The organism is Magnetococcales bacterium (assembly GCA_015231755.1).
Classification (GTDB): Bacteria; Pseudomonadota; Magnetococcia; order Magnetococcales; family Magnetaquicoccaceae; genus Magnetaquiglobus.
On record JADGAZ010000002.1, the window covers coordinates 225,385 to 244,820 of the forward strand.

Consider the following 19,436-nt stretch of genomic DNA (forward strand, 5'->3'; position numbering starts at 1 on the left):
ATGAGCGCCACCACCGAACGGGTTCTGGAACGGGTTCTGGTCCTGCTGGGGGCCCATCCCCCCCACTTGGCCACGGCCCGCAAGCAGCTCGACGAATTGATCGCCAAGCCGGCCTGCGCCGACGAGACCGCCGCGGCCCGCAAGGCGGTGGTACGGCTATTGGATCGTCTGGCCATGCCGGTGCTGACGGGTCATCCGGAGACCCGGATGGTGGCCGAAGGATTGCGGGAGCGACTCCAGCAGACCGGTTCCTTGAGCGGCGCCCGCGCCCAGTTGGACAAGGCCGCCACCTGGATCATCCGTCCCCCCGCCACGGACCCGGGACGGGATCCTTTGCCTTCGACCCTTTCCGGACGGCTGCTGACCGCCATACGCCTGCATGGGGAATCGATGCACGAAGTGGCCGGAGAGGCCAACCGCTTGCAAGACAGCACCGCCGGGGATCCCCCCTGGAACGAAATCGCGACGCTGTTGCAACGGGTGGTGGCCAATCCGGAGCCTCCCCCCCCGTTGCGTCTGGAACACGAACGCCAACAGTTGCGACAAGCCCTGCAACAGGGTCTGGAAAGCCTGAACACCCTGCATCCGGTCCCCATCGAAGAGCCGGAATCCAACCACCGGGGGGAATCCGAAATCGCCACCACGTTGCGTCAGCGGGGCAAAGAGGCCCGTCAGCGCGCCCGTTCCCTGGCGGCGCGCATCGAAGACAGCAAAGCCATGGCGGAACGGCTGAAAAGCCGTCTGCGTCAACTGGAAGAGGCGGTGGGTCAGGCCCGGATCGAAGGCTTCATGGATCCCCTCACCGGACTGCCGGACCGTTTCGCCTTCACGGCCCAGCTCAAGCGCCATCTGGAACGGGCCGCCCATCTGCACGAACCGTTTTCGCTGGCCTTGCTGCATCTGCATGATTTCGTGCCCCTGGTCAAGCGTCTGGGCCACGAGGGGGAAACCCGGCTGCTGGATGGACTGGTGCGGGAGATCCGTCATCATCTGCGGGACGAGGAGTATCTGGCCCGTTTGAGCGTGGAGCGCTTGGTGATTCTGTTTCCCCGTTCGGATCAGAGCCGGGCCGATGTGGCGGTGCGGGAGATCGAACGCATGCTGGGTCAGACCCGTTTTCTGCTGGATGAACAAGGCATCGATCTGGATGCCTATTGTGGTACCGTGGCCCTGGGTCCGGGGATGAGCGGTCATGAGATGCTGGAGTTGACCAATCGGGTGGCGGCGGTATCCCGTCGCGAAACCGGAACCCGCGAACCCCGGTTGAATCCGGCGCGGATCTGTCCATGTTGAGGGGAGACGGGACATGAGATCGGAACGGTTGACCACCGAATTGACCCGCATCCGGGCGTTGCTGGAAGAGCCTCAACCCGATTTGCGGGGTGCCTTCATGGCGGCCCGGGAGCTGCTGACCCGAGGTCCATGCCTGCGGGAGCTGGCGGAAGTGAAAGAGGCGGCCATGCTGATTCTGGAGCGTCTGACCCTGCCGGCCCTGGCCGGAGAGCGGGAAAAACAGCTTCAGGTGAGCAAACTGATTCGCGCCGTGCGCCGGGCCGAACGTCTGGAGTCCGAGGAGTTGGAACCTTTGGTGGCGGAGCTGGCCCCCTGGATCGAGGAGGCGGCCACCCGTGGACGACATCGGGAGCCGTTGCCGACCTTTGCCCCGGAGTTGGCCATTCAGGCTCTGCAGGCACTGGAAGCCTGGGACAAGGGGGAAGAGGAGGAGGCTCCTGTGGTGGTGTTGTCCTCGGGAGGGGGACAGACTCCGGCCAATCTCCAGTGGCACGACCTCTACCGCCGCCTGGGACGGATCATCACCACCGAGCATCGCCGACGGGCCTCCTGGGCGCGGGAGCGCAAGGGAATGACCGACGCGGTGGCGGTATTGGGCGCGGATCTGGTGGAAGCTTCGGCGTTGATCGGTCGCAAGGACGGGGCGAACGCCAGTTGGGCACACGGCCTGAGCGACGAGGTGTTGACCCGCCCCGACACGGTGATGGCGGCATTGCTGGCCGAGGAAAAAGGCTACTGGGCCCGGGTCACGGAGTTGGAAACCGCTCTGGCCCGGAGTCAGGAGGTGGTGGGACAGTTTCAGAATCTGCTGCGCCGGGCGGAAAACGCCCTGATGGCCTCCCGGGACGAAACCCTGGTGGATACCTCCACCGGTCTGCCCAACCGTTTCGCCTTTCTGGCACGGCTGGCCCGGGTCATGGAACCCCTCCCCGGAGAGAAACGACCACCCCGCCTATTTTCGGTGATGTTCATCCGGGTGGACGAATACGACGAGATGACCCGCTCCCTGGGTCGGGAACGGGTCACCCAGGTAATGTCCGCCCTGGCGGCCCGCATGACCACCCTGCCGGGACCGGAAGAGTATCTGGCCCGCTGGAGCGAAGAGTGTTTCGCCCTACTGTGCCCCGGCTCCGACGGTGCCGCGGCCATGGCCCTGGCCCATTCCATGCACGCGAGCCTGGGCCGGGAACGCTACGAACTCAACGACGCCCTGGTGATCCTGCGTCTGGGCTTCGGGGTGGTGCCCTGGATCGACGGCCTCACCGACGAGCGACTGCTGGGACTGGCGGAACTGGAGTCCAAATCGGCCCTGGCAGAGGAGTCCCAACCCGTGCGACTGGCGGATCCGCGGGTGTGATCCCAAGGGAGGATCCAAAAAAAACATGTTACACAAAATCAAACTGGAAAAATTCACGGCTTTTGAACATCTTGAAGTCACATTTTCCAGCGGCCTCAATATTCTGATCGGCGCCAACGGCACGGGCAAAACCCATATCCTCAAAGTACTCTATGCCGCGTGCGACATCACCAAGAGCAAAAAAAGTCTCGCCGAGAAAATCAACAAGGTCTTTCTGCCCTCCGGAGAACAGATCGGTCGCTTGGCCAAACGCAAGACCGTGAGTACGGAAGGATCTGTGGAAGTGGTCCGCCATGTCAATACGCCACCCAAGCCGATCGCGATCCGCTTGAGACTCTCCAATCACACCAAGACACCCGACAAGGCAACCGTTTCCGGGGCCTCCAAACAGTGGTTGGCCCATCCTTTGGAGTCGGTCTATATTCCGGTGAAGGATATGATGGCCAACGCTCCCGGTTTTCGCTCCTTGTATGAATTGAGAGATATTCATTTTGAAGAAATTTATGCGGATATCATCAGTCGCGCCTCGCTTCCCCTGCTCCGGGGCGGCGTGGATACCCCGCGCAAGAGTCTGCTGGAAATCTTGCAAAAGGCCATGAATGGCAAGGTCATTCAAAAGAACGAAGAATTTTTCCTCAAGAATGAACAAGGGGAGTTGGAGTTCACGTTGCTGGCCGAGGGGATGCGCAAACTGGCCCTGCTTTGGCTCCTGATTCAAAATGGCACGCTGCTGCAAGGTTCGGTGCTGTTCTGGGATGAACCGGAAACCAATCTGAACCCGCGCATCATGAAAACCATCGTGGCAATCCTGCTGGAACTGCAACGCATGGGGGTGCAAATTTTCCTGACCACCCATGACTACATTATTCTCAAAGAAGTGGATCTGCAAACCCGTCCCGGTGACGCAATCCTGTATCACAGCCTCTACCGGGATCCGGAAACTCATGAAATCCAGGCAACCCAGGCCAACCACTATCTGGAGATCGCCCACAATACCATCGATGAAGCCTTTGGCGACATGATGGATCGGGATATCGTCAAGTCCATGGGCACACTGGGCCGATGAAGATCACGGCGGATGGGTTCGATTTTGATTTTACAGATGCCATCGACGTGTTTGTCTTTGACGAAAAAGATAAAACAAAACCCGGTTATCACGATGCGCAGATGATGAAGGCGGTCGATCTGATTGTGGAGTTGCAGGAGTGTTATCTGTTTGTCGAAATGAAAGATATTTTCGATACAGACCGCTATACCCAATCACAAGAAAGGAATCCCTGCCCCAGAGACCCCTGCCAGTGCCCCCAGGAGTCAAGTCCGTTCAAGCGGTTGAAAGAACTATTAAAATACAAATTTCGCGACACTTATCTGTTTCGCCATGCCGAACAGAAAGTGGACAAGCCGATTCGCTATATTTGTCTGCTGACCTTTGAAAATGCCTTCAACCTCCATATGCAAAAAACGCTTCAGCAGGAGTTGCCGGTGGGCCGGGTCTCCCGCCGCTGGCAATTGGGATTTGCTGAAAGTTGTGCAGTCGTTCATGTGGCCGCATGGAATCGCCTTTTTCCCAAGTGGCCGGTGCGTCACGCCTGAAACCGGGTCCGGGCCTCACGCCACCTCCAGAAACGCCACCCGGTTGCGACCGCCGCGTTTGGCTAGGTACAGCGCCTGATCGGCCTGACCGATCAAATCCACGGACTGTCTTTCCAAAGTGGGAGTCATGCAGGCGATGCCGATGCTCAAGGTGACATGCCCGGCGGCTTTGGAGGCCGCATGGGGGATGGCCAAGTCGCTGACGGCCTTCAGGATGCGTTCGGCCACGGCGCGTCCGCCGGCCAGAGTGGTTTCCGGCAGGACACAGGCAAACTCCTCGCCGCCATAACGGGCCGCCAGATCGATGGTCCGGGGCATGGCCCGCACAATGGCTCCCGCCACCTGACGCAAACAGTGATCCCCGTGGGTGTGACCGTAATAATCGTTGAAAAGCTTGAAAAAATCGATATCCATCAACAGCAGGGAAAACGGGTGACCGTAGCGCATGGAACGGAACCACTCGTACTCCAGAAACTGATCGAAGCGCCGTCGGTTGGGAATGCTGGTCAGACCATCCAGAATCGCCAACCGCTCCAGCATGTCCCCGCGGCGTTTCAGTTCGATGTGGGTCTTGACCCGGGCCAACACGATCGCCGGACGGTAGGGCTTGGCGATGTAATCCACCGCGCCAGCGGCAAATCCCCGGATCTCGTCCGACTCGCTGATGCTGGCGGTGATGAAAATCACCGGAATATCACGGGTGCGGGGCTGGTTCTTGAGACTTTCACACACCTCGAAACCGTTCATTCCCGGCATCACCACATCCAGCAGGATCAAATCCGGCAACGGTTGACTCTCCAATCGCTGGAGGGCCATTTCACCGCTCTTGGCCGCCACCACCCGGTAATGCGGTTTGAGCAATCCGGACAACACATCGATATTGACCGTCTCGTCGTCCACGATCAACACCTTGGGACGACTCTCTTCCTGCTGCATGTCCTACCCCCATCATCGGCCTTTCCGATTTTTCAATTCTCAAATCATTATCACTCCCACCATTGAAAAAAAAGCGGGGGTCTGGGGGATTCATCCCCCAGGGTTTTGCTTTTGATCCTTTGACGTTGATTTCGGCCTTTGCGCGCTTTTGCCAAAGCTTTTTTCGCGTCTTTTGCGCAAAAAGCGCAGCACGCCAGAGGCACACATCCAAAGGATTCGCTCTCGGATCCCACCAAAAACCGGTCAATGGTCCCCGGTCCCCCTCAGTGAAGCAACGCCAACGCCCGCGCCGTGACCGCCTCTTCGGAAAGACCCACCGCTTCCATGGCCCGTCCTCCCGGAGCGGAGAGGCCAAAACGATCCACACCGATCACCTCGCCCCGATCCCCGACCCAACGATGCCAACCCAGGGTGGCGCCGGCCTCGATGGCCAGACGCGGCCCGGTGGAAAGCACCGACTCCCGGTACTCCCGCGACTGGGCGGCGAACAACTCCCAGGCGGGCATGGAGACCACCCGCACCTCGGCGTGACCCAGGCCAACCAGCCGTTCCTTGACCCGCATGGCCAAGGCCACCTCGCTGCCGCTGGCCAGCAGCACCAGGGCCGGCTCGCCGGCGCAAGGAGAGACCACATAACCCCCACGGGCCACCCCTTCCGGATTGGCGGGCAACAAGGGCAGGTTCTGCCGCGTGAGAATCAGGGCGGAAGGGGTGTTGCTGGTGACGGCCAGACGCCAAGCGGCCACGGTTTCGTTGGCCTCGGCGGGGCGGAACACCGTCAATCCGGGCAGGGCGCGCAAGCCGGCGAGTTGCTCGATGGGTTGATGGGTGGGGCCATCCTCGCCCACGGCCACGCTGTCGTGGGTGAGGACGTAGATCACCCGGGTTTCCATCAGGGCGGACAGGCGCATGGCGCCGCGCATGTAGTCGGAAAACACCAGGAAGGTGGCGCAGAACGGAATCCATCCCCCATGCAGGGCCATGCCGTTGACCACCGCGGCCATGGCGTGTTCCCGCACCCCGAAGTGGATGTTGCGCTCGCCTCCACCTTGAATGTGGGTGTTGTTGGAAGGGGCCAGATCCGCGGATCCACCGATCAGGGCGGGCAGATGGGTCGCCAGGGCGTTGATGGCCATGCCGCTGGCCACCCGGGTGGCCACGGGTTTGTGGCCGAAGTCCAGGGCGTTCAGCCCCTCGTCCCACCCTTCCGGCAGCACCCCGGCCAGACGCTGCCGGAACAGGATCATCCGCTCCGGATCCCGGGCCTCGATCCCCTGGACCTTGCCGGCCCAGGCTCCGGACCATTGCCGCCCCTGTTCCACCACGCCGTTGCGATAGCCGACCACCGCTTCGGGCACATGAAAGGCCGTCGCGGGCCAGTGATAAAAGGTTCGGGTGGCGGCCAACCGTTCCGCGCCCAAAGGAGCGCCGTGGACCGAGGCGGATCCCGCCAGAGGGGAACCATGACCGATATAGGTGCGTACCCGGATCAGGGTGGGGCGCTCCTGCTCCGCCTGTCCGGCGGCGATGGCCTGGGCGATGGCCTCCAGATCCTCTCCGTCCTCGACCGCCAGGGTATGCCAGCCATAGGCGCGGAAACGGGCCGCCACATCCTCGGTGAAGGTCAATTCCGTGCTGCCTTCAATCGAAATACGGTTGTCGTCGTACAAGACAATCAATTTCCCCAACCGCTGATGACCCGCCAAAGAAGCGGCTTCCGCCGACACCCCCTCCATCAGATCCCCGTCGGAGGCCAGCACATAGACCCGATGATCCACCAGGGTGCCATCCGGACCGTTGAACTGCCCGGCCAACAGCCGCTCGGCCATGGCCATGCCCACGCCCATGGCCAACCCCTGACCCAGCGGACCGGTGGAGCAGGCCACCCCCGGAGTGAGGCCGTATTCCGGATGACCCGGTGTGCGACTGCCCATCTGGCGAAAATTTTTCAGTTCATCCAGGGAGAGGTCATAGCCCGACACATGCAACAAGGCATACAATAAAGCAGAACCATGTCCGGCGGAGAGCACGAAACGGTCCCGATCCGGCCAGTCCGGGTTCGACGGATCATGACGCAAAAAACGGCTCCACAACACATGAGCCATGGGCGCTGCGCCAAGAGGCATGCCGGGATGGCCGGATTGGGCCTGTTCCACCATGTCCACGGCGAGCATACGCAGAGTGGTGACGCACAAAGCATCCAGATCAAGATTCATGAATAGATCCTAACATAATGAGAAATAACGGAAACCCTGGCAACCCATCTTCCATTTTTCCGGATGTGGCCAAACCCAATCCGTTGTAACATGAAAAGAGTGGGGACGAAACCGCTCTTGAACAACGCCCCCGGGGTGTCCAACGGTTCTGTTGCCGGAGACATTTTTCCCTCAAGGGAGACCAGCCAACCCATGAAACCGATCCCATCCCACCGATCCGGCCTTTCCCGGCTGTTGTCCGCGTTGACCCTGGCCACGCTTCTGATTCCGGGATCAGGCCGGGCCGACGGAGACGAAAAAGACCATCTGGAACGGCTGCTGGAGATGGATTTCAAGGAGCTGGCGCAAATCCGTCTCACCTCGGCGGCCCGCAAGGATCAAAAGCTGGTGGATACCGCCGCCGCGGTCACGGTGATCGATCAAGAGCAGATCCGCCGTTCCGGCCTGACCTCGATTCCGGAACTGCTGCGGCTGGTTCCGGGTCTGAACGTGGCCCGGATCAACGCCAACACCTGGGCGATCACGGCGCGGGGATTCAATGCCCAGTATTCCAACAAACTGCTGGTGCTCATGGACGGTCGCACCCTGTATACCCCGCTGTTCGCCGGGGTGAACTGGAACCGTCAGGACGTACTGCTGGCCGACGTGGAACGCATCGAGGTGATCCGGGGACCGGGAGCCACCCTGTGGGGGGCCAACGCGGTCAACGGCGTGATCAACATCATCACCAAAAAGGCCGCGGACACCCAGGGCACACGGCTCAGCGCGTCGGCGGGCAGTTCCGAGACCCTGCAAGGGTCGATTCGCCACGGGGGGAAAATGGGAGAGAGTCTGAATTACCGGATCTACGCCAAAGGGTTCGACCACGACTCCTTTCTGCGGGCCAACAACCAGCCGGCCCAAGACGACTGGCATGGAAAACGGGGGGGATTCCGCGCCGACTGGAGCCTCTCCCCCCACGATCAAATGACCTTCCAGGGGGATCTCCATGCAGTCGATGAAACATCGGTCCCGGGAGAAAAACAGGGGGGCCATCTGCTGACCCGCTGGTCCAAAACCCTGCCGGACGAGCGCAACTGGTCGCTGCAACTGTATTTCGACCGCAATGTCGATACCATCTTCGAGCAGACCAATACCTACGATCTGGATTGGCAAGCGGGTTTCCGTCACCACGACCACGCCGTGATGTGGGGAGCGGGATACCGGCTGGTGACCATGCAGCTCAACACCACTCCGGTGATCCAGTGGGCCCACTCCGAACGGCAAGATCAAACTTTCAGCCTGTTCGCGCAAGACGAAATCACCTTGCACCCGGACTGGCGCTGGACCCTCGGCACCAAGCTGGAACACAACGATCACACCGGCGTGGAGTGGCAACCCAACACCCGGTTGTTGTGGCGGGTCAACGACGGTCATACCCTGTGGGGCGCGATCTCCCGGGCGGTGCGCACCCCGTCGCGGGTGGACGCGGATTTCCGGCTGGCCGCCCCCATCGCTCCGGGGACCATTCTGTCGGTGGTGGGCAATCCCCGCATCATCTCGGAGACCCTGCTGGCCTACGAACTGGGCTACCGCGCCCAGTTCACCCCCGCATTCTCCCTGGAGATGGCCACGTTCTACAACCGCTACGACCATCTGGTCTCCCTCGAAGCCCTGCCGACCACCTTCTTTCCCGTCGTGACCTTGCGCAACACCTACGACAACAAGGCGCTGGCCGGCACCTACGGCCTGGAGAGCGCCGTGGAGTGGCGGGCCACCGAAACCTGGAAACTGCGGGCCAGCCACACTTGGCTCAAAATGAACATCGATGTCATCAACGGCAGCACCGACACCCTCTCTCCAGCCACCGCCGACGACACCCCCCGGCATCAATGGCAGTTGCGCTCCCTGCTGGATCTGCCCCACGACCTGGAACTGGACACGGCTTTGTATTCCATGGATCGATTGGATCATCTGTCCATTCCCGCCGTCACCCGTCTGGATGTGCGTCTGGGGTGGCGTCCGGTTCCTGCCGTGGGGGTCAGCCTGATGGCCCAAAATCTCCTCGACGACCGCCATCCGGAGTTCACCGGCACCAGCGTGATCGCCAGCGAGGTGCCCCGGGCCTTCCTGGCCAGCCTGGATTGGAACTTCTGATCCCCCCATGAATCCCTTGCGCTCCCTGGTGCGGCGCCTGCGGCCGCTGTGGATGCTCCTGACCCTGACGGTCAGCGGGATGCCTGCGCTCCATGCGGACCCCCCTTCCGAATCCCAACTCAAAGGGGCCTATCTGTATCAATTCACCAAGTTCATCACCTGGCCTCCCGCGGCCTTCGCCCACGACCGGGATCCCTTTCAGTTGTGCGTGTTCGGTCCCAACACCCTGGGTCCGATCCTCAACGCCCTGGGAAACAAAAGCGTCGGCAGCCATCCCATCACCATCCGCCAGCCGGACAATCCCGCCGACACCATCGGGTGTCATCTGCTGTTCATCGCCGACTCGGAACACGGGCACCTGCCCGCCATCCTGGAAACCCTTCAGGACAAACCGGTACTCACGGTGGGCGATCAGCCGGAATTCGCCCGGCAGGGAGGCATGATCCACTTCACGCGGGTCAACGACACCTTGCGTTTCACCATCAACCAGGAGGTCGCGCTCCAATCCGGCCTGAAAATCCACGCCACACTGCTGCAGGTGGGCCATGTCCTCAAATAACCGGATCATCGGTCGCTTCCAGGATCTTTCGATCCGCAAGAAGCTGATGCTCATCATGACCCTGCTCACCGGGGTCACGCTGCTGCTGGTCACCCTGGCCTTTTCGCTGGTGGAATATTTCCAGGAACGGGACTCCCTGACCAAAAACATCGACATCCAAACCGCCATCATCGCCTTCAACAGTCGTGCGGCCCTCACCTTCAACGATCCGGAAACCGCCCGGCAGGTGCTGAACGCCCTGGAAGCCAATCACAACGTCCAATCCGCCACCCTGTTCACCCCGGACGGGCAAACCTTCGCCACGTTCATCCGCACCGAACACGCCCACCAGGATGCAAACTTTCTGTCCCCCGGCAACGCCCTGGACCATTCGATCCATTATGAAAACAGCGAACTGGTGCTGCGGCAACCGATCCTGCTGGAAGGAGAACCCATCGGCTCGATTCTCATTCACGCCCATATGGATGACCTGCAAGCCGAGATGATGATGCGTTCCCTGTTGAGTCTGGTGATTCTGGTGCTGACCCTCTCCCTCACCTTTTTCATGGCCCTGCGCATCCAGAAATGGATCACCGTGCCCATCGAATCCCTGCGGGAGGCGGCCAGCGCCATTGGTCAGGGACGTTTCGACACCCCGATCCAGATCCACTCCGCAGACGAAGTCGGCCAACTGGCCCGCACCTTTCAGCAAATGGCCGGAGAACTGGCCCGGGAACGGGCCGCCCTGGAACGGGCCACCCATGCCAAATCGGAATTTCTGGCCAACATGAGCCACGAAATCCGTACCCCCATGAACGCCATCATCGGGCTGACCGATCTGGCCTTGCAGACCCCTCTGGAGGAGCGCCCCAAACTCTTTTTGAACAAGATCGCCAGCGCCTCCCGCGCCTTGTTGCGCATTCTCAACGACATTCTGGACTTCTCCAAGATCGAGGCGGGCAAGCTCGACTTAGAGCAGGCCCCTTTCACCCTCGACACGATCTTCAAGCAGATGGTCGATCTGTTCGGCCTGCAAGCGGCGGAAAAAAAGATTCCCCTGATGCTCGACAATCCGGACCGGTACACCGGGACACTGCTGGGGGACGCCCTGCGGCTGGAACAGGTGCTGTTGAACCTGATCGGCAACGCCTTGAAATTCTCCCACACCGGCGGCGGCCCCGTGGCGCTGACCATCACCACCTTGAGCGCCACCCCGGAACGGGTGGAACTGGAATTCGCCGTCAGCGACTGCGGGGTGGGACTCACCGCCGAGCAGATCGACCGTCTGTTCATCCCCTTCACCCAGGCGGACAGCTCCACCACCCGCCAGTTCGGCGGCACCGGTCTGGGTCTGGCCATCTGCAAGCGTCTGGTGGCCATGATGGGCGGTCGCATCTGGGTGGAAAGCAGTCCGGGCGCCGGCAGCACCTTCCGTTTCACCGCCGCCTTTCGGCCCGCCCCCGACGACTCGACGGAACCGAATCCGCAATCCGACACCGCCGACCTGGAAACGGTCCGGGCACGCATCCGGGGGGCGCGGATTCTGTTGGCGGAGGACAATGCCATCAACCGGCTGGTGGCCGAGGAGATCCTGAACATGGTTGACGTGGAGGTGACCGTGGCGGAAAACGGCCAGCAGACCCTGGATCAGGCGACCCGCCACCCCTTCGATCTGGTGTTGATGGATCTGCAAATGCCGGTGATGGATGGATACGCCGCCACCCGGGGCATTCGCCGTCACGCCCGACTGGCGAATCTGCCCATCATCGCCATGACCGCCCACGCCATGACCGGAGACCGGGAACTCTCCCTGGCCGCCGGACTGAACGATCACCTGACCAAGCCCATCGACCGGCAACGGCTGTTCGCCACCCTGCTGCACCACATCCGCCCCCGGGAGGGGATCGGCGCCTCGGCCCCGCAATCCGCATCCGGACCGTCCGCCCCCTCCCGGATCATCCCGCCTCCCGACCATCTGGCGGGAATCGAACTGCGCATCGCGCTGGAGCGGCTCAACGGCAACTGGCCGCTGTTGCACCGGCTGTTGCGGGAGTTTCGCGACCAGTTCGACGGGGTGGAGGCGCGCCTGCGCCAGGATCTGACCCGTCCGACGCCGGAAACACGGGAACAGGCCAGCCGTATGATGCATGCGCTCAAGGGAATGGCGGGCAATGTGGGAGCCATGGGGGTGCATGACGCGGCGCGGGAGCTGGAAGGGGTGATCCGCAACGACACGCGCCGCCTGTGGTCGGAACGGCTGGCCCATTTCTCCACCGCACTCAACACCGTGCTGGAGGCCATCGCCACCCTGCCCGCGACCTGCACCCCGGCCCCGGAACCGCTCCCCGGTCCGCAGGATCCCCAACGGCTCGCGCCTTTGCTCCGCGCTTTGGCCAAGGCGATCCGCGCCAACGACTTCGAGGCGTTGACCCTGCTGGAGGAGATCCGACGCTGGACCGGAAACGACGACCGGGCCGATAAAATCCTCACCCGGCTGGCCGTCGATCTGGATCGTTTCGATTTCAACGCAGCCCTGGCGGGGGTGGCGGTGCTCGCCAGCACCCTGGGCGTGGTGGACAGCAAGGAGGGGCCATGACGCCCCCGCTCCCCCCTGCCGACCTGCCGCGACAACCGCGTCCAATGCGCATTCTGTGGCCTGTGCTGTGGCCTTTGTTCGGCGCGCTGTTCGGACTGCTGGTGGTCTTTTCCCTCTCCCTGGACTGGCTGGCCGCCGAGGTCGAAACCGGTCTGGCCCGTCTGCGGGTCCAGACCATCTCCGACGCCTTGCAAGACGAATGGACCCGGCAGGCCCGCCACTTCGAAACCCAGTTGACCCTGATCGCCGCCCTGCCCGGTCTGAAGGAACGCTTTCTGGCCGAAGACCGGGAGGGATTGTTGCGGCAGAGCCTGCCCCTGCTGGAGACATTGCGCATCCACAACATCACCCATCTGTATTTTCACCGGATGGATCGCACCAATTTTCTGCGGGTCCACAATCCGGCCCATCACGGCGACCGGATTCCCCGTACCCTGTTGGCCCGCTCCGCGGAAACCGGACGCTTCGCCCACGCCATGGAGCTGGGACTGGCGGGCACCCTCTCCCTGCGGGCCACCCTCCCCTGGCAGGATGGGGATCGACGCATCGGTTATCTGGAGATCGTCAAGGAGGCCGCCTATCTCACGGAAGAGCTGGAACACCGTTTCAACACCCGTTTTTTCACCTTTGTCCATCGAGAACACATGGAAGAGACGGACCGGAACGACCACTACCGGATACAAGAGATCACCGTGGATTGGCACACCTTCGCCGATGTGGTGCATATCGGCCACGTCCAGTCCATGACCTATCCCCCGGGGCTGACGGACTACATGGCCGGCGAATTGTGGCGTCTGACCCAACCGGTCCGCACCCTGTTCCGGACTCCGAAAAACCATGGCATCCATTATTTCTCCATTCCCATCGCCGATTCCAACCAACAGATCGTGGCCCGGCTGGTGGGCGCCTTGGAACTGGACCGCTTTGACCAGCTCATGCGCACCCATCAAAACATGGTACTGGGGAGCATGGGCTTGATTCTGTTGCTGCTGGTGGGATTTTTCACCCGTTTTCTGGGACGACTGGAACACGACATCCAGAAGATCGGCCACTCCTGGCACCGGCTGACCGACGCCTTGCGGGCCGCCAAGGAGGAGGCCGAGGACGCCAACCGGGCCAAGGGCCAGTTCCTGGCCAACATGAGCCACGAAATCCGCACCCCGATCAACGGCATGCTGGGCATGATCGGCCTGACTCTGGACCGGGAAATCTCCCCGGAGATCCGGGAGTTCCAGACCCTGGCCAAAAATTCCGCCCGGCAACTGTTGCGGGTGATCAACGACATTCTCGATTTTTCCAAAATCGAGGCGGGCATGCTGACCCTGGAACACACTTCCTTTCGACTGGAGGAGATCCTGGACGCCTGTGTGGCCCCGTTCTGGCCCGAGGTGCAATCCAAACCGATCCAACTGGTCATCACCCCTCCGGCGATCCAGACCGGTCGGCTGCTGGGGGATCCGGTGCGATTGCAACAGATCCTGCTCAACCTGATGGGCAACGCGGTCAAGTTCACGGAACAAGGCCGGGTCGAACTGCGTGTCACCCGACAGGAGGGGCCGGAAGGACACGTTGCACTCACATTCCGGATCGAGGATACCGGCATCGGCATCCCGCTGGCGCAACAGGAAAAACTGTTCGCGCCGTTCCGTCAGGCGGACGCCTCCATCACCCGCCGCTTCGGGGGCACCGGACTGGGGTTGAGCATCTGCAAACATCTGGTGGAACGGATGGGAGGCACGATCGAACTGGAAAGCACGCCGGGCAAAGGCAGCGCCTTTTCTTTCACCCTGACACTGAAACAGGATCCGGAATCGCTCCCCGACCCGACACCCTCCCGTTCCAGAGTGGACAGTCCCACTCCCGCCACACCCTTCGCTCCGGACTCCTCCCCGACCCAGACGCACGGACTGCGGGGCGCCCGGGTGTTGCTGGTGGAAGATCACATCATCAACCGCAAGGTGGCCGAAGAGCTGCTCAAGTCCCTGGGGCTAACCGTGGAACTGGCCACCCACGGCCTGGAAGCCATACACATGGCCCGGGAAAACCGGTATGATGCCATTCTGATGGATATCCAGATGCCCGGCATGGATGGCTGCGAGGCCACCCGTCGTTTGCGGGCCGAGCCGGGTCTGTCCCGACTGCCCATCATCGCCCTGACCGCCCACGCCCTCACCGGAGACCGGGAGATGTGTCTGGCCGCCGGCATGGATGACCATGTGGCCAAGCCCATCGACATCAACGTGCTGTCCACGACCCTCCGCCGCTGGATCCATCCCTTTCCGCCCCCTCCGGAAACGGCCATCACCCCGACCGAATCCCCCTGGACCCGGCAAGATCCGGAACTGTCGGAGATGCCGGAGACGCTGGCCGGCATCACGCTGGCACACCTCCTGGAGCGGGTGAACGGCAACTGGCTCCTGGCCCATGGCCTGTTGCGGGAGTTCAAACGGGTGTACGCCGACGCCGGGGAACAGGTGGGCCGACTGGTGATCCAGGGTGGTCCGGAGTCGTTGGCTCAGGCGTTGCGACTGATGCACACCCTGAAAGGCACAGCGGGCAATCTGGCGGCTGTCGAGATTCAGCAGGCGGCGGGCGCCATCGAAACCGCACTGCGCAACCAGGAAACGGAAGGCTGGCCGGAGCGGCTCGAATGCTTGGCCGAGGCGTTGTATCGGGTCTGCAACGCCATATCCACGCTGCCCGGAGAGGCTCCCCCGCTGCCAAACGAAAACAGACCGGGCACTCCCGGCAAGGAAAGATCATGAACACACTCGCGAAAACCAACCGCTCCCGCATTCTGATCGTGGACGATCTGCCGGGCAACATCAAGGTGCTGGCGGAACTGCTCAAAGACGAGTACGACCTGTCCATGACCACCAATGGCCAGGATGCCCTGCGTCTGGCCCAGAACGGCACCCTGGAACTGATTCTTCTGGATATCATCATGCCGGGTCTGGACGGCTTCGAGGTGTGCCGCCGACTGCGGGACAATCCCCGCACCCGGGGCATTCCGATCATTTTCGTCACCGGCCAGGGGGATACCGAGGACGAAGCCCGGGGATTCGCCGTGGGCGCGGTGGATTACATCACCAAACCGTTTTCCGCGCCGGTGGTGCGGGCCCGGGTCAAGACCCACCTCGGACTGAAACTGGCCCGGGAACAGATCGAACAAAGCAATCAGGAGATCCGCCATCTCAACGACAATCTGGTGGCGGTGCTGTCCGAACAGAAAAAAGCCAACGATCTGCTGGATCGGGCCAACCGCTTCATCCGTTCCACCTTCGGACGTTACATGTCCGAGGATGTGGTGGCCACCATCCTCGACTCACCCGACGGACTGCGTCTGGGAGGGGAAAAACGGGAAGTGACGGTGATGATGTCCGATCTGCGGGGATTCACCCTGTTGAGCGAACGGCGCGCGCCGGAAGATGTGGTGATGATGCTCAACCGCTATCTGGAGGTGATGACCGAAATCCTGTTGCACTATAATGGCACGATCATCGAGTTCATGGGGGACGGGATTCTGGCTTTGTTCGGCGCCCCCATCAGCCGCCCGGACGATCCCCAGCGGGCGGTGGCCTGCGCCCTGGCCATGCAGCAGGCCATGGGCCGGGTCAACGCGGAAAACCGGCAACGCCATTTTCCGGAGTTCATGATGGGGGTGGGGCTGAACACCGGCATGGTGGTGGCGGGCAACATCGGCTCGGACAAACGCACCAAATACGGGGTGGTGGGCAGCGCCATCAACCTGACCGCCCGCATCGAATCCTTGACCGTGGGCGGACAGATTCTGATCTCCGATGCCACGGCCAAAGCCTGCGGTCCGATCTTGCGCATCGATCAAAGCTGGGAGGTGATGCCCAAGGGAGCGGGACGCCCTTTGACCATCCATCAGGTGAGCGGCATCGACGGAACCTATGCCCTGCAACTGCCCAAACCCGAAAAAGTCACCCTGCAACCCCTGGAACAACCCCTGATGGTACGGTTGCGGGTCATGGAGGGCAAACACGCCGGCCAAAACGAACACATGGGTACCCTGATCGCCCTGGCCCCGCCCCTGGCGGAAATTCTTTCCGATCTGCACGCCGAACGTCTCACCAACCTGCAAATCGAACTGTACGACCACCAGGAACAACTGGTCACCCCGTATCTGTACGCCAAGGTGCTCACCGAAGACGAAGGGGATGGCCGTCAAACCCTGCATTTCACCTCCATCCCCCCGGAAGCCGAACCGTTCCTGCAAAAACTCTCCCCCGGGTGATGCCCCGCCCGTCACCAGAAACGATGGATCACCAAAGCGTCAGACTCACCCCTCGGGGTCGTCTCTGTCGGAAACCTGCGGGGATTCCCCATCCTCCTGAACCGCCGCCGTCACCACATCCCGCAGCCACTGCTCCACCGATACCCCCAGAGCCTCGGCCCGCAGGATCAACCGTTCGATCACCGCGTCATCCAGATGACGTATCTGCAAATGTCCCATATCCCGATCCTTCTTCAATAAATAGTCTTCCCGGCCTGTTTTCCCCGGCATGGCCCCAGATAAATCACGGTGGGCCACGTCTGTCAACCAAAAGACCGCCCAAAACCGCTTGACAAGCCGAAACGGATGTTCAATAACCAATCGTTCATCTGTTCTTCCATTTCATTGCCGCAACTCCACCCGGCCCCTTCCCGGATACAGCGCAACGACGAGGCACACTTCTTCCGATGAAACATCTCACCCTCTCCCGCCGCATCGGTCTGGCTTTCGGAGCCGTGCTGCTGTTGACCCTCACCGTGGCCCTGTTCGGATGGAACGGCCTGGATCGGCTGGTACTCCTGTCGAAAAATGGCTCGGAAATGACATCCATGACCCATCAATTGGGTCTGGTGCTGCGGGCGGAACGGCTTTACGCCAGCAGCCGGGAGGCCAAAGAGCTGGAAAACGCCCTCCAGGGACTGGATGCCATCAAGCGTCAGGCGGCCCAATCCGGCGCGCAAAGTCTGGAGATAAAAACCGCCATGGATCAGGTCTCCCAAGCCGCCGACTCCTTTGGTCAGACCTTTCAGGAGCTGGTGACCCTGGATCACAAAACCCGGCAAAGCCTGGAAACCATGCAACAGGCGGGCGTCGTGGTACTGGGGGAGGCCAACAAACTGCGGGCCGAACAGATCCAGCAACTGGGAGAATCCTTGAAAAAAGCCAGCGAACACAACGAGCTGACCCCCATCAAAGAAATCGTGGCGGATCTGATCACCCGTGACCGGGTGGGCAAGGTCCACAAGGTCAACGAACTGACCTCCGCCTTTCAGCAACTCACCGTGGCGGAAAAGCGTATCCAGCTCGACCAGGGTCAAGACGACAAACAGGTGACGCAACTGCTGGAAGAGACCGCCCGCCTCGCCAAGAGCACGGCGGATCTGACCGTGACCTTCAAAAATCCCAAAAACGCCAAGATGGCCCAGGCCGTGGTGGACGCCATGGCCATCTATCAGAAAAACCTCACCGCCGTGCTGGAGATGATACAGGCCCAGGCCAAGGCGGAAGTCCGCATGATGGAGGCGGGACGCAAGGCCGCGGAAGCCATCGACCACGCCTTCCAGATGCAGGAAAAAAGCAAGACCGCCACCATCGACTCCACCCGTCTGGTGATGGCGGGGGGGACCGGCGCGGCTCTGCTGCTGGGCTTTCTGCTCTCCTGGGCCATGGGGCGCAATCTGGTGGGAGCGGTCACCGGATGCATCGGCAACATGTCGCGTCTGGCCTCCGGGGATCTGTCCATCCGCTGCGTGAGCAATCGACGGGATGAACTGGGCGCCATGTCCCGGGCCATCGACACCATGGCCACCCAATTGCGGGAGGTGGTGACCACCATCAGCGCCGCCACCGATCAGGTGACCTCGGGCGCCGAGGCGCTATCCGACTCGGCCCATCGCATCTCCCAGGGGGCCACGGAGCAGGCGGCCAGCATCGAAGAGACCTCCGCCGCCATGGAAGAGATGAGTGGCAACATCTCCCAGAACACCGACAACGCCCAAACCACCGAACAGATCGCCCAAACCGCCTCCCGGGACGCCGCCGCCGGAGGCGAAGCGGTCTTGAAGGCGGTGACCGCCATGCGGGAAATTGCCGGCAAAATCTCCATCATCGAAGAGATCGCCCGTCAGACCAATCTGCTCGCCTTGAACGCCGCCATCGAGGCGGCCCGGGCCGGGGAACACGGCAAAGGCTTCGCGGTGGTCTCCGCCGAGGTGCGCAAGCTGGCGGAACGCAGTCAGGCGGCGGCAGGGGAGATCGGCCAACTCTCCGCCTCCAGCGTCTTGGTGGCGGAACAGGCGGGCACCATCATCGCCCGACTGGTCCCCGATATCCAGAAAACCGCCCAACTGGTGCAAGAGATCGCCGCCGGCTCCCGGGAACAAAGTCAAGGGGCCAATCAGATCAACGCCGCCATCAGTCAACTGGATCAGGTGATCCAGCAAAACGCCGCCGCCTCCACGGCCATGGCCACCACCGCCGGCGAAATGAACATCCAGGCGCAACGGCTGGCGCAGGCCATCGGATTTTTCAATCACGTCTCGCCTCCCCCATCCACTCCGCTCCGGGTTCCCCCATCCCCCCGGAACCGGACTGCGCTCCCGGCCCCGTCAGGAACCCGACTGTTGCCCGGCCCCCGCGCCACCTCCACCCGCCCGACGGACGATGCGTTCGAAACCTTCTGAAATTTCCCCGCAGGATCCGCCCTCAAAGAGGGGGAAGCGCGTTTTTTTTCGCCTCCCCCTCTTGACGCC

General features: G+C 61.9%; 13 protein-coding genes. 10 read left to right on the forward strand and 3 right to left on the reverse strand.

Annotated elements, in window-relative coordinates; genetic code table 11:
- The 4 genes from HQL98_02395 to HQL98_02410 are packed head-to-tail and all read left to right on the forward strand — an operon-like array spanning nucleotide 1 to nucleotide 4,243.
- Entirely contained in the window at nucleotides 1–1,293 is a 1,293-nt protein-coding gene (locus HQL98_02395; GenBank protein MBF0270913.1) for a diguanylate cyclase, read from the forward strand.
- Between the two features lie 13 nt (nucleotides 1,294–1,306).
- Entirely contained in the window at nucleotides 1,307–2,650 is a 1,344-nt protein-coding gene (locus HQL98_02400) for a diguanylate cyclase (protein ID MBF0270914.1), read from the forward strand.
- 25 nt (nucleotides 2,651–2,675) lie between these two features.
- Entirely contained in the window at nucleotides 2,676–3,716 is a 1,041-nt protein-coding gene (locus tag HQL98_02405; GenBank protein MBF0270915.1) for an AAA family ATPase, read from the forward strand.
- Nucleotides 3,713–4,243 carry a hypothetical protein gene (locus HQL98_02410; GenBank protein MBF0270916.1) on the forward strand — a complete coding sequence of 177 codons (531 nt, stop codon included), beginning with the start codon at nucleotides 3,713–3,715 and terminating at the stop codon, nucleotides 4,241–4,243. Before HQL98_02405 ends, HQL98_02410 begins: the two co-directional genes overlap by 4 nt.
- Before the next feature lie 15 nt (nucleotides 4,244–4,258).
- Here the strand turns inward: HQL98_02410 and HQL98_02415 are convergent, their stop codons facing one another.
- Complete coding sequence (locus HQL98_02415; protein MBF0270917.1) at nucleotides 4,259–5,179, reverse strand: diguanylate cyclase; 921 nt, start codon at nucleotides 5,177–5,179, stop codon at nucleotides 4,259–4,261.
- Nucleotides 5,180–5,442: 263 nt separating this feature from the next.
- A complete protein-coding gene (tkt, locus tag HQL98_02420) occupies nucleotides 5,443–7,395 on the reverse strand; it encodes a transketolase (GenBank protein ID MBF0270918.1) in 1,953 nt (650 codons plus the stop codon).
- A 192-nt stretch (nucleotides 7,396–7,587) separates the two neighbouring features.
- Here tkt and HQL98_02425 point away from each other — a divergent pair, with 192 nt between their 5' ends.
- From HQL98_02425 to HQL98_02445, 5 genes are read left to right on the forward strand one after another with little or no spacing between them, the layout of a single operon-like run.
- Nucleotides 7,588–9,531 carry a TonB-dependent receptor gene (locus tag HQL98_02425; protein ID MBF0270919.1) on the forward strand — a complete coding sequence of 648 codons (1,944 nt, stop codon included), beginning with the start codon at nucleotides 7,588–7,590 and terminating at the stop codon, nucleotides 9,529–9,531.
- A gap of 7 nt (nucleotides 9,532–9,538) precedes the next feature.
- Nucleotides 9,539–10,090 (forward strand): YfiR family protein, encoded by a 552-nt coding sequence (locus HQL98_02430; protein ID MBF0270920.1) that lies wholly within the window; start codon nucleotides 9,539–9,541, stop codon nucleotides 10,088–10,090.
- Complete coding sequence (locus HQL98_02435) at nucleotides 10,077–12,665, forward strand: response regulator (protein MBF0270921.1); 2,589 nt, start codon at nucleotides 10,077–10,079, stop codon at nucleotides 12,663–12,665. Before HQL98_02430 ends, HQL98_02435 begins: the two co-directional genes overlap by 14 nt.
- Nucleotides 12,662–15,430, forward strand: a complete 2,769-nt coding sequence (locus HQL98_02440) for a response regulator (GenBank protein MBF0270922.1) — start codon at nucleotides 12,662–12,664, stop codon at nucleotides 15,428–15,430. The genes HQL98_02435 and HQL98_02440 overlap by 4 nt, the downstream gene beginning before the upstream one ends.
- Entirely contained in the window at nucleotides 15,427–16,926 is a 1,500-nt protein-coding gene (locus HQL98_02445; protein ID MBF0270923.1) for a response regulator, read from the forward strand. Before HQL98_02440 ends, HQL98_02445 begins: the two co-directional genes overlap by 4 nt.
- Before the next feature lie 45 nt (nucleotides 16,927–16,971).
- On the opposite strand, the gene HQL98_02450 is transcribed toward HQL98_02445, so the two are convergent.
- The gene (locus HQL98_02450; GenBank protein MBF0270924.1) at nucleotides 16,972–17,145 is read right to left on the reverse strand and encodes a hypothetical protein; all 174 of its coding nucleotides are present in this window, start codon (nucleotides 17,143–17,145) and stop codon (nucleotides 16,972–16,974) included.
- A 980-nt stretch (nucleotides 17,146–18,125) separates the two neighbouring features.
- Between HQL98_02450 and HQL98_02455 the strand changes: the two genes are divergently transcribed.
- Nucleotides 18,126–19,367, forward strand: coding sequence for a HAMP domain-containing protein (locus HQL98_02455; GenBank protein ID MBF0270925.1), 1,242 nt, complete (start codon nucleotides 18,126–18,128; stop codon nucleotides 19,365–19,367).
- The last annotated feature ends 69 nt before the right edge of the window (nucleotides 19,368–19,436 follow it).

Coding starts and splice junctions, on each gene's coding strand:
- HQL98_02395 (MBF0270913.1), top strand. CDS start 1: ATGAGCGCCACCACCGAACGGGTTCTGGAACGGGTTCTGGTCCTGCTG.
- HQL98_02400 (MBF0270914.1), top strand. CDS start 1,307: ATGAGATCGGAACGGTTGACCACCGAATTGACCCGCATCCGGGCGTTG.
- HQL98_02405 (MBF0270915.1), top strand. CDS start 2,676: ATGTTACACAAAATCAAACTGGAAAAATTCACGGCTTTTGAACATCTT.
- HQL98_02410 (MBF0270916.1), top strand. CDS start 3,713: ATGAAGATCACGGCGGATGGGTTCGATTTTGATTTTACAGATGCCATC.
- HQL98_02415 (MBF0270917.1), bottom strand. CDS start 5,179: ATGCAGCAGGAAGAGAGTCGTCCCAAGGTGTTGATCGTGGACGACGAG.
- tkt (MBF0270918.1), bottom strand. CDS start 7,395: ATGAATCTTGATCTGGATGCTTTGTGCGTCACCACTCTGCGTATGCTC.
- HQL98_02425 (MBF0270919.1), top strand. CDS start 7,588: ATGAAACCGATCCCATCCCACCGATCCGGCCTTTCCCGGCTGTTGTCC.
- HQL98_02430 (MBF0270920.1), top strand. CDS start 9,539: ATGAATCCCTTGCGCTCCCTGGTGCGGCGCCTGCGGCCGCTGTGGATG.
- HQL98_02435 (MBF0270921.1), top strand. CDS start 10,077: ATGTCCTCAAATAACCGGATCATCGGTCGCTTCCAGGATCTTTCGATC.
- HQL98_02440 (MBF0270922.1), top strand. CDS start 12,662: ATGACGCCCCCGCTCCCCCCTGCCGACCTGCCGCGACAACCGCGTCCA.
- HQL98_02445 (MBF0270923.1), top strand. CDS start 15,427: ATGAACACACTCGCGAAAACCAACCGCTCCCGCATTCTGATCGTGGAC.
- HQL98_02450 (MBF0270924.1), bottom strand. CDS start 17,145: ATGGGACATTTGCAGATACGTCATCTGGATGACGCGGTGATCGAACGG.
- HQL98_02455 (MBF0270925.1), top strand. CDS start 18,126: ATGGCCATCTATCAGAAAAACCTCACCGCCGTGCTGGAGATGATACAG.